At 71.9% G+C, this 25024-nt stretch carries 21 protein-coding genes; all 21 read left to right on the forward strand.

Going from position 1 to position 25024, the window contains the following annotated elements:
- Positions 1-44: 44 nt before the first annotated feature.
- The 21 genes from AC21LY_RS10015 to ileS all read left to right on the forward strand — a co-directional run bounded on the left by AC21LY_RS10015 (position 45) and on the right by ileS (position 25022).
- Positions 45-458, forward strand: a complete 414-nt coding sequence (locus AC21LY_RS10015; RefSeq protein WP_489046310.1) for an SAV_6107 family HEPN domain-containing protein — start codon at positions 45-47, stop codon at positions 456-458.
- 106 nt (positions 459-564) lie between these two features.
- Positions 565-984: a DUF3040 domain-containing protein gene (locus AC21LY_RS10020; RefSeq protein WP_489046311.1), complete on the forward strand. Its 420-nt coding sequence runs from the start codon at positions 565-567 to the stop codon at positions 982-984.
- A 556-nt stretch (positions 985-1540) separates the two neighbouring features.
- Positions 1541-1972, forward strand: a complete 432-nt coding sequence (gene mraZ / locus AC21LY_RS10025; RefSeq protein WP_489046312.1) for a division/cell wall cluster transcriptional repressor MraZ — start codon at positions 1541-1543, stop codon at positions 1970-1972.
- 156 nt (positions 1973-2128) lie between these two features.
- Positions 2129-3160, forward strand: coding sequence for a 16S rRNA (cytosine(1402)-N(4))-methyltransferase RsmH (gene rsmH / locus AC21LY_RS10030; protein ID WP_489046313.1), 1032 nt, complete (start codon positions 2129-2131; stop codon positions 3158-3160).
- Positions 3157-4023: a cell division protein FtsL gene (ftsL, locus tag AC21LY_RS10035; protein WP_489046314.1), complete on the forward strand. Its 867-nt coding sequence runs from the start codon at positions 3157-3159 to the stop codon at positions 4021-4023. Before rsmH ends, ftsL begins: the two co-directional genes overlap by 4 nt.
- Positions 4020-5975 carry a peptidoglycan D,D-transpeptidase FtsI family protein gene (locus AC21LY_RS10040; protein ID WP_489046315.1) on the forward strand — a complete coding sequence of 652 codons (1956 nt, stop codon included), beginning with the start codon at positions 4020-4022 and terminating at the stop codon, positions 5973-5975. The genes ftsL and AC21LY_RS10040 overlap by 4 nt, the downstream gene beginning before the upstream one ends.
- A 24-nt stretch (positions 5976-5999) precedes the next feature.
- The gene (locus AC21LY_RS10045; RefSeq protein ID WP_489046316.1) at positions 6000-7583 is read left to right on the forward strand and encodes a UDP-N-acetylmuramoyl-L-alanyl-D-glutamate--2,6-diaminopimelate ligase; all 1584 of its coding nucleotides are present in this window, start codon (positions 6000-6002) and stop codon (positions 7581-7583) included.
- The gene (locus AC21LY_RS10050; protein WP_489046317.1) at positions 7580-9106 is read left to right on the forward strand and encodes a UDP-N-acetylmuramoyl-tripeptide--D-alanyl-D-alanine ligase; all 1527 of its coding nucleotides are present in this window, start codon (positions 7580-7582) and stop codon (positions 9104-9106) included. Before AC21LY_RS10045 ends, AC21LY_RS10050 begins: the two co-directional genes overlap by 4 nt.
- Positions 9103-10182: a phospho-N-acetylmuramoyl-pentapeptide-transferase gene (mraY, locus tag AC21LY_RS10055; protein WP_489046318.1), complete on the forward strand. Its 1080-nt coding sequence runs from the start codon at positions 9103-9105 to the stop codon at positions 10180-10182. The genes AC21LY_RS10050 and mraY overlap by 4 nt, the downstream gene beginning before the upstream one ends.
- Positions 10182-11696, forward strand: a complete 1515-nt coding sequence (murD, locus tag AC21LY_RS10060) for a UDP-N-acetylmuramoyl-L-alanine--D-glutamate ligase (RefSeq protein ID WP_489046319.1) — start codon at positions 10182-10184, stop codon at positions 11694-11696. Before mraY ends, murD begins: the two co-directional genes overlap by 1 nt.
- Positions 11693-13396 (forward strand): putative lipid II flippase FtsW, encoded by a 1704-nt coding sequence (gene ftsW, locus AC21LY_RS10065; RefSeq protein WP_489046320.1) that lies wholly within the window; start codon positions 11693-11695, stop codon positions 13394-13396. The genes murD and ftsW overlap by 4 nt, the downstream gene beginning before the upstream one ends.
- A complete protein-coding gene (murG, locus tag AC21LY_RS10070; RefSeq protein ID WP_489046321.1) occupies positions 13390-14487 on the forward strand; it encodes an undecaprenyldiphospho-muramoylpentapeptide beta-N-acetylglucosaminyltransferase in 1098 nt (365 codons plus the stop codon). Before ftsW ends, murG begins: the two co-directional genes overlap by 7 nt.
- A gap of 44 nt (positions 14488-14531) precedes the next feature.
- A complete protein-coding gene (gene murC, locus AC21LY_RS10075) occupies positions 14532-15971 on the forward strand; it encodes a UDP-N-acetylmuramate--L-alanine ligase (RefSeq protein WP_489046450.1) in 1440 nt (479 codons plus the stop codon).
- Positions 15968-16672, forward strand: coding sequence for a cell division protein FtsQ/DivIB (locus AC21LY_RS10080; protein WP_489046322.1), 705 nt, complete (start codon positions 15968-15970; stop codon positions 16670-16672). Before murC ends, AC21LY_RS10080 begins: the two co-directional genes overlap by 4 nt.
- A 179-nt stretch (positions 16673-16851) precedes the next feature.
- Positions 16852-18009 (forward strand): cell division protein FtsZ, encoded by a 1158-nt coding sequence (gene ftsZ / locus AC21LY_RS10085; protein ID WP_489046323.1) that lies wholly within the window; start codon positions 16852-16854, stop codon positions 18007-18009.
- Between the two features lie 60 nt (positions 18010-18069).
- Entirely contained in the window at positions 18070-18810 is a 741-nt protein-coding gene (gene pgeF, locus AC21LY_RS10090; RefSeq protein WP_489046324.1) for a peptidoglycan editing factor PgeF, read from the forward strand.
- 126 nt (positions 18811-18936) lie between these two features.
- A complete protein-coding gene (locus tag AC21LY_RS10095; RefSeq protein ID WP_489046325.1) occupies positions 18937-19611 on the forward strand; it encodes a cell division protein SepF in 675 nt (224 codons plus the stop codon).
- Between the two features lie 23 nt (positions 19612-19634).
- Complete coding sequence (locus AC21LY_RS10100) at positions 19635-19925, forward strand: YggT family protein (RefSeq protein WP_489046327.1); 291 nt, start codon at positions 19635-19637, stop codon at positions 19923-19925.
- Between the two features lie 164 nt (positions 19926-20089).
- Positions 20090-20917: a DivIVA-like cell division protein Wag31 gene (gene wag31 / locus AC21LY_RS10105; protein ID WP_489046328.1), complete on the forward strand. Its 828-nt coding sequence runs from the start codon at positions 20090-20092 to the stop codon at positions 20915-20917.
- A gap of 39 nt (positions 20918-20956) precedes the next feature.
- Positions 20957-21598, forward strand: coding sequence for a hypothetical protein (locus AC21LY_RS10110; protein ID WP_489046329.1), 642 nt, complete (start codon positions 20957-20959; stop codon positions 21596-21598).
- A 277-nt stretch (positions 21599-21875) separates the two neighbouring features.
- On the forward strand, positions 21876-25022 hold the full coding sequence (gene ileS, locus AC21LY_RS10115) for an isoleucine--tRNA ligase (protein WP_489046451.1): 3147 nt from the start codon (positions 21876-21878) through the stop codon (positions 25020-25022).
- Positions 25023-25024: the final 2 nt, after the last annotated feature.

Here is a 25024-nt window from a genome sequence, read left to right on the forward strand (position 1 = left end):
ACGCAGTGACAGCGAAGTCGGTTCCACGGAGCAGGAGGAAGGCCATGGTCGAATCGAAGGCACGGATCGATCACGTCGGTTCCCGTCGTCGCATCGGCGAGTCGGGCGCGTCGCGCATCCTCGACCGTGCGGATCAGTTCCTCGCCCGCGCCGGCGGCTCTCCCGCTCCGGCGGATCAGTACCGCGAGATCTACCACGCGGCGTTGCGCGGGGCGGCCGCGCTGTTGGCGGAGCGGGAGACGGGGGTCCGCCGTCCCACTCGCAACGCCTGGCTGCGCCTGGCGAAGGCCGCGCCCGGGTACGCGGAGTGGGTCGCCTACTTCACCTCGGTCTCGGGCGTCGTCGCGGCGTTGGAGACCACGGCGCGCTCGGTCACCGCCGAGGAGGTCGCGGTCCTGCACGCCCGCGTCCAGAGCTTCCTGAATTCGGTCGAGTCCGATCTGAGTCGTGCCGCCTGATTTGTCACAGTGAACGCTGAGAGTTCGGCCGATGGTGGTCGTCGGGTCGCAAGCCTCGTATCATGAAAGCAGGAGTTGGAACCCACGAGTGCTGAAGGAGGGGAACGTGCCACTCTCCGAGCACGAGCAGCGCATGCTCGACCAGATCGAGAGCGCGCTCTACGCCGAAGATCCGAAGTTCGCGTCGAACGTGCGCGGCGGCCGGTTCGCCGGTGCGACGGGCAAGCGTCGCGTCATCGCCGCGATCGGTTTCGCGGTCGGATTGATGCTGCTCATCGCTGGAATGCTGCTGCCCAAGGTCGAATACACGGTGATCGTGGGCCTCGTCGGCTTCCTGCTGATGTTCGGCTCGGTGGTCTACGCGCTGTGGTCCGGTCCCACCAGGAAGGGGCCGCGCGGCACCGTCGGGGAGGACGGATCGGTCCGCGCATCGTCGGGCCGCGGGCGCTCCACGGGCGGCGGTCGTGCCTCCCGGCAGTCCTTCGTCGCCCGGATGGAGGAGCGCTTCCGCCGCCGCTTCCCGTGATCTGAATACCGTGAGAGAGCCGCCGACCCGAGGGTCGGCGGCTCTTTTCGTTGCGCCTTGAGCGAAATCGTGTCGTACGCCGCTGTGGCGTCTCGTGGGGGACCGGGCGCCGCGTGGGGGACGGCTGAGCCCCCATGGCACGACCGGCGTCCGGTGGGGGCTGAACCGCGGGGCGGGGGATTCGGCGCCGCGCGGGGGACGGCCGGCTTCTCGTAGGGGACGGGTGCGAGTCCCCACTTCTCCCCACCCGCATTCCCCACATCTCCCCACCATGCGCCCTGTCGGCGCCAATCTCGTCTCAGGCGTCCCGTTGGTCGCGCTGATCGCGGGTGTCGCCGCAGGTGTGACGAACCGCGCAGCGCCGCGGCGCGCGCGGCGCCCCACTTCTCACCACGGCAATGACCTGCTGTAACTCTGAGAAAACGCCGCGAAACGCACGGCGATGTGGTTGAAAGTGGTGGATGGTGGGGTAATGTGGGGCGCACTGGAGAGAGACGAGCTAGTCTGAAGTCTCGATCCAGTGATAACCCCTCGGGGTAGGCGGGAGGTGGCCGTGATGTTCACGGGTACCTACACGCCGAAGCTCGACGACAAGGGACGGCTCACCCTCCCCGCGAAGTACCGCGAGGAACTGGCGGGTGGGCTCACGATCACGAAAGGACAGGATCGAAGCCTCACGGTGTACCCCAAGGCGGAGTTCGAGCGCATCGCCGAGAAGGCGGATGCCATCGAATGGACCGACCCCGCGGGACGCGCCTTCTACCGCAACTTCTTCGCCAGCTCGGACGACCAGCGGCCCGACTCCCAGGGGCGGATCTCGCTCTCGGCCGATCACCGTCGCTACGCGGGCCTGACCAAGGACTGCGTCGTCGTCGGATCGCGGAGATTCCTGGAGATCTGGGACGCGGAGGCGTGGGACGCCTACCAGGCACAGCACGAAGACGACTACGCACAGCCGCAGTCCGAATCGCTCAAGGCGATCTTCTGACGACCGCGCTCGCGCGCGGCCCGGTCCAGGTGGACCGAGGCCTGCGCCCGAACCGGCCCTGACGTACTTCCCCAACGCCAGGTACGGGTCGGGCGGGGACCCCGCTCCACCTGCCACGAAACCCTGTCAAACGCCACCGTGTGCCCTGGAGGACTCATGCCCGTCGACCCGCGGAGCGGACGAACCGGCTCGGAGTTCGGTCACGTGCCCGTCCTCGCGACCCGCGTGCGTGAGCTCCTCGCCCCGGCCCTGCGGCACGACGGTGCCGTCTACGTCGACGCGACCCTCGGCGCCGGCGGGCACGCGGAGCTGATTCTCGAATCCTTCCCGACCGCGCGGGTCGTCGGCCTCGACCGCGACACCGACGCCCACGCCATCGCCGGCGAGCGCCTCGCCCGCTTCGGCGATCGCTTCGTTCCCGTCCACACCCGCTACGACGGCATGGCCGTGGCCCTCGACGAGCTCGGCATCGGCCGCGCCGGCGGAGGGCCGGGGGTGGACGCGATCCTGTTCGACCTCGGGGTCTCGTCCATGCAGCTGGACCGGGTCGAGCGCGGCTTCGCCTACTCCGTCGACGCGCCGCTCGACATGCGGATGAACGCGGAGGACCCGCTGACCGCGGCCGACGTGCTCAACACCTACTCGCACGGCGATCTCGCGCGGATCCTGCAGCGCTACGGCGACGAGCGGTTCGCCGGCAAGATCGCCTCCGCGGTGCTCAAGGAGCGCGAGAAGGAGCCCTTCACCACCAGCGGCCGCCTCGTCGAACTGCTGTACGCGACGATCCCCGCGCCCGCGCGCCGCACCGGCGGCCACCCCGCCAAGCGCACCTTCCAGGCCCTGCGGATCGAGGTCAACGCCGAGCTCGCCTCCCTGGAGGCCGCCGTCCCGCAGGGGCTCGACGCGCTGGCCCCCGGCGGCAGGATCGTCTTCCTCAGCTACCAGTCGCTCGAGGACCGCATCGTCAAGGCCGCGCTCGCCGAACGCACGCGGTCGACCACGCCCGCCGGCCTGCCTGTCGACCTGCCTGGCACCGGCGCCACCTTCGAACTGCTCACCCGCGGCGCCGAGCGCGCCACCGACGACGAGATCGCCGAGAACCAGCGGGCGGCACCCGTGCGGATGCGCGCGGCCCGCCGCCTCGAGGACCCCACCGACCGGACCCGCAGCACGAGGAGCGCGCGATGACCGCACCGAACGCGACCCAGGCACCGTCGACCCCGGACACCCGGGCCCGGCGCGCCCCCGCGCGCCGCGACGACCGGGACACCGCGCGCCCCCGGTCGTCGTCCGCGCAGCGGGCCCTCGATCGCCGGCGCAAGCGTGTCGAGCAGCAGCGCGCCGTCCTCGACGCGGGCGGCACCCTGCGGGAGACCCCGGCCGAGCGGGCGCTGCGCCGGCATCGCGCGGGAGCCGAGTCGGCCGGGCTGATGGCGCGGCTGCCGGACCCGCGGACCGTGGTGCGCCGGGTCCCGTTCGTGCTCGCCCTGATCGCGCTGGTCTGCGCCGGACTGGGCCTGACGCTGTGGCTGTCCACCGGCAGCGCGGAGAACTCCTACGACCTCCGCAAGCGCGAGTCCGTGAACAACTCCCTCGCGGAGAAGAAGGCGGCGCTCGAGCGCGACGTGAAGTCGGGGGAGAGCGCGCCCGGGCTCGCGGAGCGCGCCACCGCCCTCGGCATGATCCCCGCCGGCACCGTCCCGGTGCTGGTCGGCAAGGACGACGGCAAGGTGCTCGTCGTCGGCAAGCCCGCGCCCGCGACCGGCGTGGCCAAGCCGGCGCTGAACCCGCCCGCGCCGCGGACGGGCGATCCCAGCGGCGCCACGTCGAACGGGTCCGGCACGCCGGTCGCCGGGAATCCCGGGTCCGCACCCGCGGGCGGGGAACAATTGGTCACCATGAATCCCGGCAGCCCGACCGTCGCGAACACGCCGGCGACCGCACCGTCGGCGGCCGCATCCAGCCCGACCCCGAGCCCCGTCCGTCCCCCGGCGCAGAACCCCGCCCCGACCCCGGCGGCGCAGGCTCCCGCGCAGGGGACGCCCCGGTGACCCGCGCTCAGCGCACGTCGACGAAGACCCGGCCCGCCGCCCGGACGGGGGCCGCGCGCACGCCCGCCCCGAAGCCCGGACCCCAGTCGGCCCGCGCCCGCGTCAAGGGCGGGCGTGCGCCCGAGGTCTCGACCGCCTTCGTCGGCCGGGCCCGGTTCGGCGGCTGGGTGATCGTCGCCGTCTTCGCCGTCATCGCGGTGTGGCTCGGCGTCGTCCAGTTCGTCCAGGCCCCGAGCCTGTCCGCGAAGGCGGAGAGCCAGCGGCAGGTCAAGGAGGTGCTGCCGGCGGTCCGCGGCTCGATCACGGACCGCTCCGGGCAGCCGATCGCCTTCACCATGGAGGCCAAGTCGCTGACCATGCAGCCCGTGGTGATCCGTAAGCAGCTCCAGGAGAAGTACGACAAGGCCGTCGAGGCCAAGCGCAGCGGTGCGAGCACCGAGGAGCCGGTGTCCGTCGACGACCGGCTGCAGGCGATCGCCAAGAAGATCGTCTCCGTCCTCGGCGACGCCGTGAGCGAGCAGAAGCTGCTCGAGCAGATGCGCGGCAACGAGACCTTCGTCTACCTCGCCCGCGGCGTGGATCCGGCCAAGGCGTCCGCGATCACCGACGAGTACGAGGAGGTCGGCGCCGAGCGGCAGTCGATCCGCAACTACCCGGGCGGCTCGCTCGCCGCGAACGTCGTGGGCACCACCGGTTTCGAGGGACAGGGCCTGATCGGCCTCGAGTCCTCGCTCGACTCGATCCTCGCCGGCACCGACGGCTCGCGCACCTACGACCGCGGCTCCGACAACGCCGTCATCCCCGGCAGCACCCGCGACGTCCACCCCGCCGCGAACGGCGCCCGCGTCGTGCTCACCCTCGACAACGACGTGCAGTTCTTCGTCCAGCAGGCCGTCGCGCAGGCGAAGGCGAAGTCCGGCGCGAAGAGCGTGCAGGCGGTGGTCCTCGACGCCAAGACCGGCCAGGTGCTGGCGATGGCCGTCGACAACACCTTCAACCCGGCGAACGGCATGAACAACCAGCCGGACTCCGCGCGCACCGGCAACCTCACCGTCACCACCCCTTTCGAGCCGGGCTCGGTGAACAAGCTGATCACCGCGGTCGCCGCGATCGACGGCGGCAAGACCAAGCCCGACGAGGTGCTCCAGGTCCCGGGCCAGATCCGCATGGCCGGGGTCACCGTCAAGGACGCCTGGGCGCACGGCACCGAGCCGTACACCACCACGGGCGTCTTCGGTAAGTCGTCCAACGTCGGCACCCTGATGCTCGCGCAGCGGGTGGGCGAGGACGCGTTCGCCGACTACGTCGACCGCTTCGGCCTCGGCAAGGCCACCGGGGTCGGCCTGCCCGGCGAGTCCGGCGGCTCCGTCCCGGCGCGCAACCAGTGGTCCGGCGGCACCTTCGCGAACCTGCCGATCGGCCAGGGCCTGTCGATGACGGTGCTGCAGATGGCCGGCATGTACCAGGCGCTCGCCAACGACGGGGTCCGGATCCCGCCGCGCATCATCAAGGAGATCGACGGTGCCGCGAACCCCGCGTCCGGCGCCGAGCCGGTCCGGGTGATGAGCCCGGAGACCGCCCGCACCGTGCTCGACATGTTCCGCGCGGCGCTGCAGCGCGACCCGATGGGTTACCAGCAGGGCACCGGCGCGCCGGGCGCGGTCGAGGGCTACCAGATCAGCGGCAAGACCGGCACCGCGCAGCAGGTCGACCCGGTGACCAAGGCCTACTCGAACTCGCTGTACAACATCACCTTCGCCGGGGTCGCGCCCACGAACGACCCGCGCTTCGTCGTCGGCCTGATGATGGACGCGCCGACCCGCAGTTCCGACGGCTCGGGCGGCCAGTCCGCGGCGCCGCTGTTCCACGACATCACGTCCTTCCTCCTGCAGAAGTACGGCGTCCCGCTCTCGCCGCCGTCGCGGCCGTTGACGTTGGTGGCCGGTAAGTAGTTAACCGGCGGGTAGGATCTACCGGTGCCCGAATCGACTCTCACCCGCCCCGCCCACCCCCGCGGAGCCACGCCGGCCGAGGTCGCCCGGCAGGTCGCGGGCGTGACGCTCGCCGGCGCGGAACCCGCCGAGCTGTTCCTCACCGGGGCCACCGTGCGCGCCCAGGACGCCCGGCCCGGCGACCTGTTCTGCGCCGTCCCCGGCTCCGCGACGCACGGCGCGCGGTTCGCCGCCGGAGCCGTCGAGGCCGGGGCCGTCGCCGTCCTCACCGATCCCGACGGTGCCGCCGTCCTCGCCGCCGAGGGTGTCGACGTCCCCGTCCTGCTGCACGACGACCCGCGGTCGGTCCTCGGGCCGGTCGCGTCCGTGGTGTACGGGGCACCGTCGGCCCGGATGACGCTGATCGGCATCACCGGCACCTCCGGCAAGACCACCACGAGCTACCTGGTCGAGGCGGCGCTCGCGGCGGGCGGCCACCCGACGGGGCTGATCGGCACCGTCGGGACCCGCATCGCCGGGGTCGACGTCCCGAGCTCGCTCACCACCCCCGAGGGCACCGCGCTGCAGGGCCTGTTCGCGTCCATGGTCGAGCGGGGGGTGACCGCCGCGGTGATGGAGGTCAGCTCGCACGCCCTGGCGCAGAACCGGACGGGCGGCAGCCGCTTCGCCGTCGGCGCGTTCACCAACCTCAGCCAGGACCACCTGGACTACCACCCCACGATGGAGGACTACTTCGCGGCGAAGTCGCTGCTCTTCCTCCCCGGCGACCGAGGGCCGGAGACGGTCTGCGCTCGCGCGGTGATCTGCGTCGACGACGAGTGGGGCCGGCGGATGGCGGAGCTGCGTCGCGCGTCCGGTCTGCCGCTGGTCACTGTCGCCACCACCGGTCCCGCGGACTGGACCGCGGGCGGGGTCGCCGCGCACGCCGACGGCACCCAGCGGTTCACGCTGAGCGGCCCGGACGGGCGGAGTGTCGCCGCCGCGGTGGGCCTGCCGGGCGCCTACAACGTGGCGAACGCCGCCCTCGCGCTGGTGATCGCGCACGAGGCGGGCGTCCCGCTCGCCGACGCGGCTCGGGGCATCGGCGAGGTCGCCGTGCCCGGCCGAGTGCAGCGGATCGACCGCGGGCAGGACTTCCTCGCCGTGGTGGACTACGCGCACAAGCCCGCGGCGCTCGACGCGGTGATCGCCACGCTGCGCGGCCAGGCCGAGGTGTCGGGCGGGCGCATCGCCGTCGTGGTCGGCGCGGGCGGCGACCGCGACCGCGGCAAGCGGCCGCTCATGGGCGAGGCCGCGGCGCGCGCCGCCGAGCTGGTCATCGTCACCGACGACAACCCCCGGACCGAGGATCCGGCCGCCATCCGCGCGGCCGTCGTCGCGGGCGCCCGCGCCGTCGCCGGCGGCGGTGAGGTTCGGGAGATCGGCGACCGCCGGGCCGCGATCATCGAGGCGGTGAACTGGGCCCGCACCGGCGACGTCGTGCTGGTCGCGGGCAAGGGCCACGAGGCGGGCCAGGAGATCCACGGGGTCAAGAACCCCTTCGACGACCGCGACGAGCTCGCGGCCGCACTGGACGCGCGGCGCGCCGCGGGGGAGGCAGACGCATGATCGAGCTCACCCTGCGCGAGATCGCCGCGATCGTCGGCGGCACGCTGCACGACGTCCCGGACCCCGAGGCGAAGGTCACCGGCACCGTCGAATTCGATTCCCGCGAGATCGGCCCCGGTGGCCTGTTCCTCGCCCTGCCCGGGGCCCGCGCCGACGGGCACGACTTCGCCGCGGCGGCGGTACGGAAGGGTGCGGTCGCCGTGCTCGGCGCGCGGCCCGTCGGCGTCCCCGCGGTCGTGGTGCCCGTCTCCGGCGAGACCGACAACCGCGTGATGGCGCTGGAGAACGACACCGACGGCGCCGGGGCCGCGGTCCTGCGGGCCCTCGGCGACCTGGCCGCGCACTGCACGAGGACCCTGGCCGACGGCGGGCTGACCGTCGTCGGGGTCACCGGTTCCGCGGGGAAGACCTCGACGAAGGACCTCATCGCCGCGGTGCTGCGCCCGCTCGGCGAGACCGTCGCGCCGCCGGGCTCGTTCAACAACGAGATCGGCCATCCCTGGACCGCGCTGCGCGCGACCGCGTCGACGAAGTTCCTGGTGCTGGAGATGTCGGCCCGCGGCGAGGGCCACATCGCGGCGCTCGCGCGGGTGGCGCCGCCCCGGATCGGCGTCGAGCTCAACGTGGGCACGGCGCATCTCGGCGAGTTCGGCTCGCGCGAGGCGATCGCCCGCGCCAAGGGCGAGCTGGTCGAGGCGCTGCCCGCGGACGGGCTCGCGATCCTCAACGCGGATGACGCTGCCGTGGCCGCGATGGCCTCGCGGACGGCGGCTCGCGTGGTCCTCTACGGAACCGGGGAGGCGCAGGTCGCGGCCGCGGACGTGCGGATCGACGCGCAGGCCCGCGCCTCCTTCACGCTGCGCACCCCCGCGGGCTCCGCGCCCGTGGCGCTCAAGGTGCACGGCGAACACCAGGTGCACAACGCCCTGGCCGCCGCGGCGGTCGGCCTGGAGTGCGGCGCGAGCGTCGACCAGATCGCGGCGGCGCTCTCGTCGGCGGGGGCGGCCTCGCCGCGCCGGATGGACGTCTTCACCACCGACGGCGGGGTCACCGTCGTCAACGACACCTACAACGCCAATCCCGACGCGGTGCGCGCCGCGCTCCGCAGCCTCGTGCTCATGTCCGAGCACGACGAGGCGGGGGAGCGGCTGCCCGGGCGGCAGCGGCGCCGCACCTTCGCGGTGCTCGGCGAGATGGGCGAGCTGGGCGAGGACTCGATCCTCGAACACGACCGCCTCGGCCGCTTCCTGGTGCGGCTCGACATCACCTCGACCATCTGCGTCGGCACCTCCCGCGCGGTGCACGCGCTGTGGCAGGGCGCCGTGATGGAGGGCTCGTGGGGGAGCGAGGCCGTGCGCGTCGACACCCGCGAGGAGGCCGTGGAGCGGCTGCGCGCCGAGCTGGCACCGGGTGACCTGGTTTTGGTCAAGGCATCGAAGTCCGAGAAGATGTGGGAGGTCGCCGAGCACCTGGGCACGGCCGGCCCGCGCACCGATAACGAGAACGGGGAGTCACCGAAGTGATCCAGATCCTGTTCGCGGGAGGCATCTCGCTGGCCGTGGCGATCCTGCTCACGCCCGTCCTGATCCGGGTCTTCTCCCGCCAGGGCTTCGGCCAGGAGATCCGCGTCGAGGGGCCGCAGAGCCACCAGAAGAAGCGGGGGACGCCGTCGATGGGCGGCGTCGCGATCGTCGTGGCGCTGTGGGCCGGGTACCTCGGCGCGCACCTGCTCGGCTGGAAGTCCGGCCCGGCGCCCAGCGCCTCCGGCCTGCTGGTGCTCGGCCTCGCGACCTCGCTCGCGATCGTCGGCTTCCTGGACGACTTCATCAAGGTGCGCAAGCAGCGCAACCTGGGCCTGAACAAGACCGCCAAGACCGTCGGCCAGACGATCGCGGCGGTGATCTTCGGCGTGCTGGTGCTGCAGTTCCCCAACGCCAACGGCGTGCGCCCGGCCAGCCAGTTCCTCAGCTACACGCGTGACATCAACACGCTGTCGCTGTACTCCATCGTCTTCGTCGTCTTCTGCTGGTTCGTCGTCTCCGCCTGGTCGAACGCCGTCAACTTCACCGACGGTCTCGACGGTCTCGCGGCCGGCTCGATGGCGATGGTGCTCGGCAGCTACGTGCTGATCAGCTTCTGGCAGTTCCGCTACGCGTGCGAGACGAAGCAGGTCGCCGGGTGCTACGACGTGCGCGACCCGCTCGACCTCGCGCTCATCGCGGTCGCGGCGGGCGGCGCCTGCCTCGGCTTCCTCTGGTGGAACGCCGCGCCCGCGAAGATCTTCATGGGCGACACCGGCTCGCTCATGCTGGGCGGCCTGCTCGCGGGCCTGTCGATCACCACCCGCACGGAGCTGCTCGCCGTGGTGCTGGGCGCCCTGTTCGTGGCCGAGATGGTCTCCGTGGTCGTGCAGATCGCGGTCTTCCGTTCGACGGGCCGCCGCGTCTTCCGGATGGCGCCCTTCCACCACCACTTCGAGCTCTCCGGCTGGGCGGAGACCACGGTGATCATCCGGTTCTGGCTGCTCACCGCCATCGCCTGCGGCCTGGGACTGGTGCTCTTCTACGCCGACTTCCTCGGTTCCGGCGCGGTCGTCTGATGCTGCCCGACGTGCTTCCGGGACCGGGCACCGCGGTCCTGGTCGCCGGCGGCGGCGTGACGGGGCCCGCGGTCGCGCGGGCGCTGCTGCGGCTCGGGGCGGCGGTCACCGTCGCCGATGGGAAGCCCGAGGCCCGCGCCAAGGTCGCCGCCGAGGTGCCGGGCGTGACGGTCGCCGATCTCGACGGGCACGACCCGTCCGGGTACGCGCTCGTCGTGGTCGCGCCCGGCTTCCGCCCGAACGCACCGATCGTCGCGGCGGCCCGGGCCGCGGGCGTCGAGGTGATCGGCGATGTCGAGCTGGCCTGGCGCGTCGATCGCGCGGGCGTCTTCGGCCCGCCGCGCGACTGGCTCGTGGTGACCGGCACCAACGGCAAGACCACGACCACGCAGATGCTCGAGTCGATCCTGCTGCACGCCGGCGTGCGCGCCGTGGCCTGCGGCAACATCGGCCGCCCCGTGATCGATGCCCTCGGCGACGCCGCCGACCCGCGGGTGCTCGCCGTCGAGCTGTCGTCCTTTCAGCTGCACTGGGCGCCGTCGGTCCGCCCGCGCGCGGGAGTGGTGCTCAACATCGCGGAGGACCACCTCGACTGGCACGGCTCGATGGCCGCGTACACCGCCGACAAGGCGCGCGCGCTGTCCGGCGAGCTCGCGGTGATCGGCCTCGACGATCCGGTGGCCTCCGGCCTGCGCGGGACGGTCACCGTCGGCTTCACCACGGGCGAGCCCGGCCCGGGGGAGTACGGCGTGCGCGGGGGCCTGCTGGTCGACGGTGCCGGCGCGCCGATCCTGCCCGCCGACCGGGTCTCGCCGCCCGGCCCCGCCGGGGTCGCCGACGCCCTCGCCGCGACCGCGCTGGCGCAGGCCGTCGGCGTGACCGCCGCGCAGGCGGGGGAGGCGCTCGCCGCGTTCCGGGTGGGCGCGCACCGCGCGGAACCCGTCGCGCAGGTCGACGGCGTCACCTACATCGATGACTCCAAGGCCACCAACCCGCACGCCGCGCTGAACTCGATCGAGGCGCACGAGCGGGTGGTCTGGGTCGCGGGCGGCCAGCTCAAGGGCGCCGACGTGGGCCCCCTGGTCGAGCGCGTCGCGCCGCGGCTCGTGGGCGCGGTGCTGTTGGGCGTGGATCGGGAGGAGATCGCGCGAGCACTGGCGCGACACGCGCCGGATGTCCCCGTGGTTCGGGTGTCTTCGGGCGACGATGTTCCTGTGTCTCCTGTGACTAATGATGCAAATCGTTCTGTAGGGACGTCTGGTGCAGTCGATGTACGAGTGTCCGGCGGTGCGGATGCGGTGATGGCGGCCGTCGTGGCCGAGGCCGCGAGGATCGCCGGCGCCGCAGCGCGCGCCGGCGACGCCCGCAGTAGTGAATCGGGCCCGCTCGCTCCGCTTCCGGCACCCGTCGTGCTGCTCGCACCCGCGGCGGCGTCGCTCGACATGTTCACCTCGTACGGGCACCGCGGCGACAGCTTCGCCGCGTCCGCCCGCGCGCTCGGAGCCGCATCGTGAGCCGCACCGGCAAGGCCACGGCCGGCTCCGATCCCGACACCGACACCGATCTCGCCCCCGGCGCCCTCAACGCGCCCGAGAGCACCGAGTTCGACGCGCAGCCCCAGGAGACCGGCGCGTCCACCGACGGTGCCGGCGGGGTGGGCGCCCGCGGGGCGGCCGCCGCCTCCGCGGCGCGGTCGAGCGCGGAGGTCGCCCGCAGCGGCGCCTCCCTCCTGCGCAGCGCCGCCGTCGGGCTCGTGACGGCGCTGCGCCGGCCGCTCGCCTCGTTCCACATCGTGCTCGGCCTGACCGCCGTGCTGACGGTGATGGGCCTGATCATGGTGCTCTCCGCGTCCTCCGTCGAGGACATCAGCGCCACCGGCTCGCCCTACGACAAGTTCACCAGCCAGCTGATCTACGTCGGACTCGGCGTGGTCGCCTTCGTCTTCGCCCTGTACCTGCGGCCCGCGCTGCTGCGCCGGGTCGCGCTCGGCGGCGTCCTCGTCTCGATCGCCCTGCTCGCCGCGGTCCTCGTGCCCGGCGTCGGCACGAAGGTCGGCGGCGCCCGGCGCTGGATCGACCTCGGCGGCTTCACCCTGCAGCCCTCCGAGATCGCCAAGGTCGCGCTCATCATCTGGGGCGCGCACCTCCTGGCGGACCGCGGCCGCAAGGGCAACATCAAGGAACTGCTGCTGCCGCTCGGCCCGGTCGTGGTGCTCATGGCGGCGCTGGTCGTCGCCGAGCCGAACCAGTCGACCGCCATGATCATCGTCGGCGTCGGCGCGATGCTGCTGTACTACGCCGGCCTCTCGTCGAAGCTGATCGCCTCGCTGATCGTGGTCTTCACCCTGCTCGGCGTCTTCTTCGCGCTCGCCGAGGGCTACCGCTCGGCCCGCGTGCAGGCCTGGCTGGGCCGCACCGACGACGCGCTCGGCGCCAACTACCAGTCCAACCAGGCCCGGTACTCGCTCGCCGACGGCGGCCTGTTCGGCGTGGGCCTCGGCAACTCCACCGCCAAGTGGAGCTACCTGCCCAACGCCCACAACGACTTCATCTTCGCGATCATCGGCGAGGAACTCGGCTACCTGGGCGCCGGCGTCGTCATCCTCATGTTCGGCATCCTGACCTGGGTCGGCATGCGGATCGCCGGCCGGGTCGCCGATCCGTTCCTGCGGCTGGCCGCCGCCACGATCACGACGCTCATCGCCCTGCAGGCGATCATCAACATGGGCTACGTCGTCGGCCTGTTCCCCGTGACCGGCATCCAGCTGCCGCTGCTCTCCGCGGGCGGCAACTCCGTCATCCTCGTGCTCTTCATGATGGGCCTGCTCGCGAACACCGCCCGGCACGAGCCCGAGGCCATCGCCGCGCTCGCCGGGGGCCGGGAGAGCCGCGCCGGACGCCTGCTGCGCCTGCCGAAGCCGCTGCCCTACATCCCGCCGCGCCCCGAGCGGCCGGCCGGCCGCGGCCCGGCGCCCCGTCGGGACCGCCCCGCGCCCGCACCCCTCCGACGTGCACCTTCGCCGCGGTCCGCGCCGTCACCGTACGATCGACACCCGTACGGTGACGAGAGCCTGACCCGGCGCCGGGAACTCCCGCCCATGCGCTCGGTGGGTCGGACCTCGGAGCCCTGGCGGGGCGAGCGCGCCGGACAGCGGAACGCGCCGCGGCAGCAGCAGCGGCGCCGAGGACAGGAAAAGGGCAGACGGGCGTGGTGAGTTCTTCTCGATCGGTTTCGGTGGTCGTGGCCGGTGGCGGCACCGCAGGACACATCGAACCCGCGCTGGCGGTGGCCGACGCCGTCCGGGCCCTGCGGCCCGACGCCGTGGTCACCGCCCTCGGCACGCCGAAGGGGCTGGAGGGACGCCTCGTCCCGGAGCGCGGCTACCCGCTCGAGATGATCCCGCCCGTGCCCCTGCCCCGGAAGCCCGGCAAGGATCTGGCGAAGCTGCCCATCACCCTCACCGGCGCGGTGCGCCGCACCCGGAAGGTGCTGCGCGAGACCGGCGCCGACGTGGTGATCGGCTTCGGCGGCTACGTCGCCCTGCCCGCCTACCTCGCCGCGCGCAGCATGGGCGTGCCGATCGTGATCCACGAGGCCAACGCCAGCGCCGGCGTCGCCAACAAGGTCGGCGCGCGGCTCGCCACCAAGGTCTTCGCCGCGGTCCCCGGTTCGGGCGTCGCGGCCGAGGTCGTCGGCATCCCGGTCCGCGGCTCGATCACCGCCCTCGACCGCGCGGCCCTGCGCGCCGAGGCCCGCGCCCACTTCGGGCTGCCGGCCGACGGTCCCGTCGTCCTCGTCTTCGGCGGCAGTCAGGGCGCGGTCCGGCTCAACGACGGGGTCGCCGGCGCCGCCCGGGACCTCGCCGACGCGGGCATCGGCGTGCTGCACGCCTACGGCCCCAAGAACTCCGTGGACGTCGACGTTCCCGGGTACGTCGCAGTGCCCTACCTGTCCCGAATGGACCTCGCCTACGCCGCCGCCGACCTCGCCGTCTGTCGGTCGGGCGCGATGACGGTGGCCGAGGTCGCGGCGGTCGGGCTGCCCGCGGTCTACGTTCCCCTCGCGCACGGCAACGGCGAGCAGGCGCTCAACGCGCGCCCGGTGGTCGCCGCGGGCGGCGGTCTCCTCGTCGACGACGCGGCGTTCACGGCCGACGTCGTCCGCGAGACCGTGATCCCGCTCGCGACGGATCCCGAGCGGCTCGCCGCCATGAGCGCCGCCGCTCGCGGCACCGGGCACCGCGACGCGGCGGGCACCGTCGCGGCCGCGGCCCTCGCACTGGCACAGGAGAGGCGGAAGTCGTGACCGACTCGATCGCGGAGCTGCCGCAGCGACTGCAGCGCGTCCATATGGTGGGCATCGGCGGCGCCGGCATGTCGGGCATCGCGCGGATCCTGCTCTCCCGCGGCGGACTCGTCTCGGGCTCCGACGCCAAGGAGTCCCGCGGCGTCATCGCGCTGCGCGCCCGCGGCGCCCAGATCCAGGTGGGGCACAGTCCCGAGGCCCTGGACCTGCTGCCCGGCGGCCCGACCGTGGTCGTGACCACGCACGCCGCGATCCCGAAGGACAATCCCGAGCTGGTCGAGGCGCACCGTCGGGGGATCCCCGTGATCCTGCGGCCCGAGGTCCTCGCGGACCTGATGGACGGCTACCGCACCCTGCTCGTGAGCGGCACCCACGGCAAGACCTCGACCACGTCGATGGCGGTCGTGGGCCTGCAGCACTGCGGCGCCAACCCGTCCTTCGCCGTCGGCGGCGAGCTCAACGAGTCGGGCACCAACGCCTTCCACGGCACGGGCGAGGTCTTCGTCGCCGAGGCCGACGAATCCGACGGCTCGCTGCTGCAGTACTCGCCCGACGTCGTCGTCGTGACCAACGTCGAGGCCGATCACCTGGACTTCTTCGGCTCCGAGGAGAAGTACGTCGCGGTCTTCGACGCCTTCACCGAGCGGATCCGCCCCGGGGGCACCCTGGTGGTGTGCCTCGACGACCCCGGTTCCGCGGCACTGGCCCAGCGCACCTGGGCCGCGCTGCGCGACCGCGGGGTCCGCGTGCTCGGCTACGGCGAGGGCACGCGCCCGGAGCTCGCGCCCGACGTGCCCCTCGCGGCCCGGCTGATCGACTACAAGCCCCGCGCCGAGGGCGGCATGCTCAAGGTTCGGTTCACGGACGCCGACGGTGCCGTCACCGAGCGGGCGCTCCTGCTGTCGGTTCCCGGCAAGCACATGGCGCTCAACGCCGTCGCCGCGACGCTGGCCGTGGCCGCGACCGGCTTCCCGATGGCGAAGGCGATCGCGGGCATCGAGGCCTTCGGCGGTGTGCACCGCCGGTTCCAGATCCGCGGCGCCGAACAGGGCGTGCGGGTCTTCGACGACTACGCCCACCACCCGACCGAGGTCCGCGCCGTCCTGACCGCCGCCGCCGAGATGGTCGCCAAGCAGGCCGGGCCGGGCCGGGTGATCGTCGCCTTCCAGCCCCACCTGTACTCGCGCACCGAGCAGTTCGCCGCCGAGTTCGCCGAGGCGCTGAGCCTGGCCGACGAGGTCGTCGTGCTCGACGTCTACGGCGCGCGGGAGGCTCCGCTGCCAGGCGTCACGGGGGAGCGGATCGCCGAGCGGGTCACCGCACCCGTGCACTACGTGCCGAGCCAGGCCGACGTGGCCGGCGTGGTCGCCGGTCTCGCCCGCCCGGGCGACGTGGTGATCACCATGGGCGCCGGCGACGTGACCATGCAGGCACCGGCCATCCTGAACGTACTGGCGCAGCGCGGCGCCGAGGCTGGCGCGTGAGTGCTCCCGCGACGCGCAGGCGCGTTCCGGGTCTGCGGCGGCTGCTGCTGATCCTGCTCGCGCTGATCGTCGCCGGCGGCCTGGTGGCCGCGGCGTACTTCTCGCCGGTGCTCTCCGCGCGCGATGTCTCGGTGACGGGAGCGGCCAACGCGCCGTCCGACGAGGTCGCGAAGGTGGTCGAGCCGCTCAAGGGGCGCCCGCTGCTGCAGATCACGCCGGGCCAGCGGGACGCCTACGCGGCGCAGGTGCTCGCGGTGAGCCCGTGGATCGACCGCGCCACGGTCACGGTGAAGTACCCGTCGACCCTCGTGGTGGAGGTCGTCGAGCGCGAGGTCGTGGCGTACGCGCAGCGGCCCGCGGGCACCGTGCTCGTCGACGCCAAGGGGGTGCCCTTCATCAAGGTGCCCGAGCCGCCGATCCTCACGCCCAAGCTCGTCGTCGCCGATCCGAAGTCCGACGATCCGTCGACGAAGTCCGCGATCGCCGTGCTGCGGTCGCTGCCGCCGGACCTGCACGGGCAGGTCGTCGAGGTCGGGGCCGATTCGCCGGCGAACGTGCGTTTCGTGCTGCGCGACAAGCGCGTCGTCTACTGGGGCGACGAGTCGCGGGCCGACGCCAAGATCGCGGCACTGCGCCTCGTGCTCACCCGCCCCGGGCACGAGTTCACCGTGATCAACCCGGACATGCCGACCACGCGCTGAGTGTGCTCTTCCGCTCACCGAGAACGTTTTTCCCGACACGCCCATGCGCCTGCGGGGTTTGCGGCGCGACGCCCTCTACCTTGGTTTCAGACCAGCTACTTGACATAACTTTAAGCCTTCTGTTGAGGTTTAGAGTTCGTCTCAGGGCACAGACTCCACACCCATAGGGAAGGCGAAACATGACCGCCGCGCACAACTACCTCGCCGTAATCAAGGTCGTCGGCATCGGCGGCGGCGGCGTCAATGCCGTGAACCGGATGATCGAACAGGGGCTCAAGGGCGTCGAGTTCATCGCGATCAACACCGACGCGCAGGCGCTCATCATGAGTGACGCCGACGTCAAGCTCGACGTGGGCCGCGACTCGACCCGCGGCCTCGGCGCCGGCGCCGACCCCGAGGTGGGCCGCAAGGCCGCCGAGGACGCCAAGGACGAGATCGAGGAGCTCCTCAAGGGCGCCGACATGGTCTTCGTGACCGCGGGCGAGGGCGGCGGCACCGGCACCGGCGGCGCGCCCGTCGTCGCGAGCATCGCCCGCAAGCTCGGCGCGCTCACCGTGGGTGTCGTGACCCGCCCGTTCACCTTCGAGGGTGCCCGGCGCGGCAAGCAGGCCGAGCAGGGGATCACCTCGCTGCGGGAGTCCTGCGACACGCTCATCGTGATCCCGAACGACCGCCTGCTGCAGCTGGGCGACGTGAGCGTCTCCGCGCTCGACGCCTTCAAGAGCGCCGACGAGGTCCTCCTCAACGGCGTGCAGGGCATCACCGACCTGATCACCACCCCCGGCCTGATCAACGTCGACTTCGCCGACGTCAAGAGCGTCATGTCCGGCGCCGGCAGCGCGCTCATGGGCATCGGCTCGGCGCGCGGCGAGGGGCGCGCGCTCAAGGCCGCTGAGGCCGCGGTGAACTCGCCGCTGCTCGAGACCTCGATGGAGGGCGCGCACGGCGTGCTCATGTCCATCGCGGGCGGCAGCGACCTGGGCCTGTTCGAGATCAACGAGGCCGCCTCGCTGGTGCAGGGCGCCTCGCACGAGGACGCCAACATCATCTTCGGCACCGTGATCGACGACAACCTGGGTGACGAGGTCCGGATCACCGTCATCGCTGCGGGCTTCGACGGTGCCGCCCCCGCACGTCGCATCCGCGTCGTCGGTGGCCAGCACACGGCCGCGGAGCAGCCGGTCGCCGAGCCGGAGGAGCCGCGCCGCGGCAATCCCTTCGGCGCCCGCCCGGCGCGCACCGATGACCCGTTCGCGACCGGCCCCGCGGCGCGCGGGACGCGCTCGGACGACGACTTCGACCTCGACGTCCCGTCCTTCCTGCAGAACCGCCGCTGAGCTTTCGACCACGACGGCGCCCCCGGCTCTGCCGGGGGCGCCGTCAGTAGTCTCGACGACATGACTGAAGCCGCGAACGCTCCTGTCCCAGCGCACCGGGTCCGACGGGTGACCACCACCCGTGCGGGCGGTGTCTCCAAGGCCCCGTACGACACCTTCAACCTCGGCGACCACGTCGGCGACGATCCCGCCGCCGTGGCGGCCAACCGGCAGCGCCTCGAGCGCGAGATCGGCGTGGAGCCGGGCCACGTGGTCTGGATGGAGCAGATCCACAGCCGCAACGTCACCGTCGTCGACGGTCCGCGGGACGAGCCCGTGGAGGCGACCGACGCCCTGGTGACCGCGGTACCGGGCCTCGCGCTGGCCGTCCTCACCGCGGACTGCGTGCCGATCCTGCTCTCGGACGACGAGGCGGGCGTGCTGGCCGCGGTCCACGCGGGGCGGGTGGGGGCGCGGATCGGCATCGTGCCCGCCGTGATCGACGCCATGCGCGACCTGGGCGCCCGCCCGGAGCGGATCGGCGCCTTCCTGGGCCCCGCCGCGAGCGGCGCGCAGTACGAGGTGCCGGCGGCGATGGCCGCGGACGTCGAGCAGCACCTCCCGGGCAGCCGGTGCCGTACGGCGAAGGGGACCGACGGGCTCGACCTGCGCGCGGGCATCCGCCGGCAGCTGCAGGGCCTCGGTGTGGCCGCGGTCGCGGAGGACCCGCGGTGCACGATCAGCGACCGCACGTTGTTCTCACACCGACGGGGCGCGCCGACGGGGCGGCTCGCCTCTGTGATCTGGATCGACACCCCGTAAATGACATCGATGGAATTCGTGCGCGTGTCGGAACCGCCATTCGCACGGGTTCCCCACTAATCTCACTTCCATAACGACAGTCACAACCGTCACACCAGCCCATGCAGGCGCCGAGGAAGGGCAAAGATGAGCACTCTGCACAAGGTCAAGGCGTACTTCGGGATGGTTCCGCTGGATGCCTACGACGACGGATACGTCGACGAGGGCACCCCGCAGCCGCGCGGACGCCGCAGCCTCGACGACGACTTCGACGACTACCGCTCGGACTACCGCGGTGACCGCGGCTACGCCTACGACGGTCGCCACGCCGACGAGTACGACTCGTACCGGCCCGCCTACGAGGACGGCTACGCCGCCCGTGGCGCAGGCTACGACGACCGCTTCGAGCGCGGCTACCGCGAGCCCGCGCGGGCCCCGCTGCCGCGCCTGGAGCCGCTGCGGGAGGCCTCGCGGCCCGTCGCCCCGTCCACCCGTGGCGCGCTGGCGATGGACACTCGTGCCGACGTGCTGAGCCAGGAGAACCCCATGTCGCGCATCACCACCCTGCGTCCCACCTCGTACGAGGAGGCGCGCACGATCGGTGAGCGGTTCCGCGAGGGCATCCCGGTGATCATGGACCTGACCGCGATGGACAACGCCGACGCCAAGCGCCTCGTCGACTTCGCCGCCGGCCTGACCTTCGCGCTGCACGGCTCCTTCGACCGCATCACGACCAAGGTGTTCATGCTGGCCACGGCCGATATCGACGTCACGGAGGAGGATCGGGCCCGGATCGCGGAGACCGGTTTCTACAACCGCTGACGGACTCGGGCAGACTGGTACCCGTGCAAGCGTTCTGGCTGACCGTCCTCATCTTCCTGTCGATCTACTCCTTCCTGCTGCTGATCCGGCTCGTCATCGAGGTGGTGAAGTCCTTCGCCCGGGAGTGGTTCCCGTCGGGGATCCTGGCGATCCTGCTGGAGGCGCTGTTCACCGTCACGGACCCGCCGCTCAAGCTCCTCCGGAAGCTGATCCCGCCGGTTTCGCTGGGTTCGGTCCGGCTGGATCTGTCCTACATCGTTCTGTTCGTGCTGATCTGGGTCGCGCGCGAGCTGATCTACGCCTTCGCCTTCTGAGCCGGTCAGCGGGGTGATCGCACGGATGATTTCGGTCATTTCATCGCGTGATTCTTGGGTGATGAGGAACAAACGGGTCTGGTGTGACAGGATGTGCACTAGTTACAGTGTTGGTCCGAGTGACTTGAGTTCTGTCGAGCAGCCGAATTGAGGGGAAACGACCTATGAAGCTGACACCCGCCGACGTGAGGAACGTGGCGTTCAGCAAGCCGCCGATCGGAAAGCGCGGCTACAACGAGGATGAGGTGGATCAGTTCCTCGATCTGGTCGAGACCGAGCTCGCTCGGCTGATCGACGAGAACAACGATCTGCAGCAGCGCAACGCCGAGCTCGAGCGCGAGCTCAGCGAGGCCCGCGCGGGTGGCGGCGAGCAGCCGTCGGCCGACAGCACCGTCGCCTTCGCCGCACCGGCGCCGAACGCGCCCGCCGTTGCGGAGCCCGCGGCCCCCGCCGCTGCTGCTGCCGCCCCGGCGTCCACCGAGGAGGCGCACGTGCGCGCCGCCAAGGTGCTCGGCCTGGCGCAGGAGACCGCGGACCGCCTGACGAACAACTCGCGGGCCGAGGCGGAGAAGCTCGTCGCCGACGCGCGTGCCCAGTCGGAGGCCATGGTCACCGACGCCCGGCAGAAGGCCGAGGCGATGGTCTCGGACGCGCGCCAGCGCTCCGACGCGCTGCTGGCCGACGCCCAGACCCGCTCCGAGAACCAGCTGCGCCAGGCGCAGGAGCGTGCCGACGCGCTGCAGGCCGAGGCCGAGGCGAAGCACACCGAGATCATGACCACCATCAACCAGCAGCGCACTGTGCTGGAGGGTCGGATCGAGCAGCTCAAGACCTACGAGCGCGAGTACCGCACGCGCCTGAAGACCTACCTGGAAGGCCAGCTCGAGGAGCTGCAGTCGCTGCGCAGCGCCGCCCCGGTCGATCACGGCCAGGGCCGCGGTGGCGACTTCAACGATCCGGGCAACGCCGGCGGCAACCAGCAGTACAAGTAGCCGCTGGTACCGGAGCATCGGTACGAGGGCGGGATTCTCATGCTGCTAGCCGCACTGGGGGCGACGGTCATCGGGTTCATCCTGCTGATCGTCGCCCTGGTCACGGCCAATCTCTGGCTCGCGATCGCCTGCGTGGTGGTCTCGGTGGTGGGCGTCGGCCTGCTGCTCGGCGACGTGCTCACCTATCGCCGCGGCGACCGGGACAAGGCCGACGATGCCGGATCCGACGGTGCCGCCGGCGCCTGGAGCCCGGGGGACCGGTCGGAGGACGACCGGGACGAGACGGCACCGTCGGGCGGGGCGGCCCGCGCCGCCGGCGACGGCCCGGACCCCGCGGATTCGGAACAGACCCCGGACGAGGGCGAGCAGCCCGTCGACGAGGCCACGCGGGAGGCGAGCACCGTCGGGCACGAGGAGTTCGGGCGGCACGACGGCCCGGACGAGGATGCGCGCCCGACGACCCAGTTCGGGATGGGCCCCCTGGGCGGGCCCACGGGCTGGGAGCACGAGTCCCCGGCCGACACCGACGACGAGACCACGCGCGGGCTGTTCGCGCCCGGGACCTACGACCCGGACATGACCGATCAGATCCCGCAGATCCGGATCGATCAGGCCTGGGGCACGGAGTGGACTCCGCCCCAGGAGCCCGAGCCGGAGTCGGACGATCCCGGCAAGAAATGACCTTGCACCAACCGCTATCCTTGGTGATAGCACTGCGTTGATCCGGCCATCACCGGGGAGCATCCGGAAGAACGGGCGGTCCCGCCTCAGTAGAACCGGACGGGTGGGCCCGTCACAGCCTTCGTAAGAAAGTGGCGCCGCCCCCGGCACGACCGGGGAGGCGCAAGCGGGGTGGTACCGCGGAGTCCGGTCACAGGGCCGGGCATCGTCCCCGTGCTGGTAGTAGACGGCACGAGGAGTCACCGTGAGCAGCAAGCGCCCCTATCCGCTGGTCGACATGACCCGCGACGACGATGCCCCCGCCCGCACGGGCACCCCGTCGTTCCCCGATCTCGAGGAGCGCGTCCTCGCGTACTGGGCCGAGAACGACACCTTCCGCAGGTCGATCGCGAACCGTGAGCACGGCGCCGGGAGCGCAGCGAGCGGGCCGGATCAGCGCAGCACGGAGGAGTTCGTCTTCTACGACGGCCCGCCCTTCGCCAACGGCCTGCCGCACTACGGCCATCTGCTGACCGGCTACGTCAAGGACCTCGTCCCGCGCTACCAGACGATGCGCGGCAAGAAGGTCGACCGCCGCTTCGGCTGGGACACCCACGGCCTGCCCGCCGAGCTCGAGGCCGAGCGCCAGCTGGGGATCAAGGACAAGTCCGAGATCGAGACCATGGGCGTGGAGAAGTTCAACGACTACTGCCGCACCTCGGTGCTGCGGTACACCGAGGAGTGGCGGCAGTACGTCACCCGACAGGCCCGCTGGGTGGACTTCGACAACGACTACAAGACGCTCGACCTGGACTTCATGGAGTCCGTCATGTGGGCGTTCAAGACGCTGCACGACAAGGGCCTGATCTACCAGGGCTACCGGGTGCTGCCGTACTCCTGGTACGAGCAGACGCCGCTGTCGAACCAGGAGTCCAAGCTCGACGACGCCTACAAGATGCGGCAGGACCCGGCGGTCACCGTCGGGATGCCGCTGCGCACCAAGGGCACCCCGCTGGAGGCGCTCGACGGTGTCGAGGCCCTGATCTGGACGACCACGCCCTGGACGCTGCCCTCGAACCTCGCGATCGCCGTGCACCCGGACCTGGACTACGTGCACGTCACCGGCGCGGACGGCAAGGATTATCTGCTGGCCGAGGCGCGGCTGGGGCAGTACGCGCGCGAGCTGGGGGAGTCGCCCGAGGTGAAGGGCCGGTACAAGGGGCGCGAGCTGGAGTTCGCCGCCTACGAGCCGCCCTTCGACTTCTTCGCGGGCCACCCGAAGGCGCACGTCACGCTCCTCGCGGACTACGTGACCACCGACTCCGGTACCGGCGTGGTGCACCTCGCGCCCGCCTTCGGTGAGGAGGACATGGACCTCGCCACCGGTAAGTACGGCATCGAGGTCGTGCAGCCGCTGGATCCGGGCGGCAAGTTCACCTCGGCCGTACCGCCGTACGAGGGCCTGCAGGTGTTCGACGCGAACCCCGTCATCGCGAAGGATCTCAAGGCCAAGGGCCGGCTGCTGCGGCACGAGACCATCGAGCACAGCTACCCGCACTCGTGGCGCTCGGGCCAGCCGCTGATCTACATGGCCGTGCCCTCGTGGTTCGTCGAGGTCACCAAGATCATCCCGCGCATGCTGGAGCTGAACCAGGACATCACCTGGAGCCCCGCGCACATCCGCGACGGCCAGTTCGGCAAGTGGGTCGAGGGCGCGCGCGACTGGAACATCAGCCGCAACCGGTACTGGGGCGCCCCCATCCCGGTATGGGTGTCCGACGATCCCGCGTACCCGCGCGTGGACGTCTACGGCTCGCTGGACGAGCTCGAGCGCGACTTCGGCGTGCGCCCGACGAATCTGCACCGCCCGTACATCGACGAGCTGACCCGGCCGAACCCGGACGATCCCACCGGCCGGTCGGTGATGCGGCGGGTGCCGGAGGTGCTGGACTGCTGGTTCGAGTCGGGCTCGATGCCCTTCGCACAGGTCCACTACCCGTTCGAGAACCAGGAGTGGTTCGACAGCCACTTCCCGGGCGACTTCATCGTCGAGTACAACGGCCAGACCAAGGGCTGGTTCTACAACCTGCACGTGCTGGCGACGGCGCTGTTCGATTCCGCCGCCTTCCGCACGGTCGCCGCGCACGGCATCGTGCTGGGCCACGACGGCCTCAAGATGTCCAAGTCCAAGCGGAACTACCCGGACGTCAACGAGGTCTTCAACCGCGACGGCTCTGACGCCATGCGCTGGTTCCTCATGGCCTCGCCCATCCTGCGCGGCGGCAACCTCGTGGTCACCGAGCAGGGCATCCGCGACGGCGTGCGGCAGACCCTGCTGCCGCTGTGGAACGCGTACTCCTTCCTGCAGCTGTACGCGGAGAAGCCGGCGGTGTGGCGCACGGACTCCGAGGACGTGCTGGACCGGTACATCCTGGCCAAGCTCGCGCAGACCCGCGACGCGATGACCGAGGCGCTCGACACCTGCAACATCGCCGACGCCTGCGAGGAGCTGCGGCTCTTCGTCGACGCGCTGACCAACTGGTACGTGCGTCGTTCCCGGGCGCGGTTCTGGGACGGTTCGGACGACGGTGCCTTCGACACGCTGTACACCGTGTTGGAGACCACCTGCCGGCTCGCGGCGCCGCTGCTGCCGATGGCGACCGAGGCCATGTGGCGAGGCCTCACGGGCGGGGAGTCGGTGCACCTGACCGACTGGCCGTCGGCGACCGACCTGCCCGCCGACCCGGAGCTGGTCGCCGCGATGGACGAGGTCCGCGACGTGTGCTCGGTCGCCTCGTCGGTCCGCAAGGCGAACAAGCTGCGCGTGCGGCTGCCGCTGCACTCGCTGACCGTCGCCGGGCCCGGTGCGGAGAAGCTCGCGCCCTTCGCGGCGATCATCGCCGACGAGGTGAACGTGCGCGACGTGCAGGTCTCCTCCGATGCCGATCAGTACGGCCGGGTCGAGATCGCGGTCAACGCCCGCGCCGCCGGCCCGCGCCTGGGCAAGGACGTGCAGACGGTGATCAAGGCCGTGAAGTCCGGCGACTACACCGTCGCCGACGGCGTGGTGACCGCCGCGGGCATCGCGCTGCAGGACGGCGAGTTCACCCGCAAGCTGGTCGCCGCCGCGCCCGATTCCACCGCGGAGCTGCCCGACGGTGCCGGGCTCGTCGTCCTCGACCTCACGGTGGATGCAGAGCTGGAGGCCGAGGGCTGGGCCAAGGACCGCATCCGCGAGATCCAGGAGGCCCGACGGTCCGCCGGGCTCGACGTGAGCGACCGGATCTCGCTGGTCCTGGACGTGCCGGCGGAGCACCTGCCCGCGGCTCAGGCGCATAAGGACCTCATCGCAGGCGAGGTGCTCGCCACCTCTCTCGAGTTCGGTCCCGCGCCCGACGGCGTGGACATCGGCGACGGTGCCCGCGCGACGCTGGTGAAGGCGTGACG

The organism is Tsukamurella sp. II2bb, from assembly GCF_057815145.1.

Bases quoted from the DNA above. Each gene is read 5' to 3' on its own strand.
- AC21LY_RS10015 (WP_489046310.1), top strand. From the start codon at position 45: ATGGTCGAATCGAAGGCACGGATCGATCACGTCGGTTCCCGTCGTCGC.
- mraZ (WP_489046312.1), top strand. From the start codon at position 1,541: ATGTTCACGGGTACCTACACGCCGAAGCTCGACGACAAGGGACGGCTC.
- rsmH (WP_489046313.1), top strand. From the start codon at position 2,129: ATGCCCGTCGACCCGCGGAGCGGACGAACCGGCTCGGAGTTCGGTCAC.
- ftsL (WP_489046314.1), top strand. From the start codon at position 3,157: ATGACCGCACCGAACGCGACCCAGGCACCGTCGACCCCGGACACCCGG.
- AC21LY_RS10050 (WP_489046317.1), top strand. From the start codon at position 7,580: ATGATCGAGCTCACCCTGCGCGAGATCGCCGCGATCGTCGGCGGCACG.
- murD (WP_489046319.1), top strand. From the start codon at position 10,182: ATGCTGCCCGACGTGCTTCCGGGACCGGGCACCGCGGTCCTGGTCGCC.
- murC (WP_489046450.1), top strand. From the start codon at position 14,532: ATGGTGGGCATCGGCGGCGCCGGCATGTCGGGCATCGCGCGGATCCTG.
- ftsZ (WP_489046323.1), top strand. From the start codon at position 16,852: ATGACCGCCGCGCACAACTACCTCGCCGTAATCAAGGTCGTCGGCATC.
- pgeF (WP_489046324.1), top strand. From the start codon at position 18,070: ATGACTGAAGCCGCGAACGCTCCTGTCCCAGCGCACCGGGTCCGACGG.
- AC21LY_RS10095 (WP_489046325.1), top strand. From the start codon at position 18,937: ATGAGCACTCTGCACAAGGTCAAGGCGTACTTCGGGATGGTTCCGCTG.
- wag31 (WP_489046328.1), top strand. From the start codon at position 20,090: ATGAAGCTGACACCCGCCGACGTGAGGAACGTGGCGTTCAGCAAGCCG.
- AC21LY_RS10110 (WP_489046329.1), top strand. From the start codon at position 20,957: ATGCTGCTAGCCGCACTGGGGGCGACGGTCATCGGGTTCATCCTGCTG.
- ileS (WP_489046451.1), top strand. From the start codon at position 21,876: ATGACCCGCGACGACGATGCCCCCGCCCGCACGGGCACCCCGTCGTTC.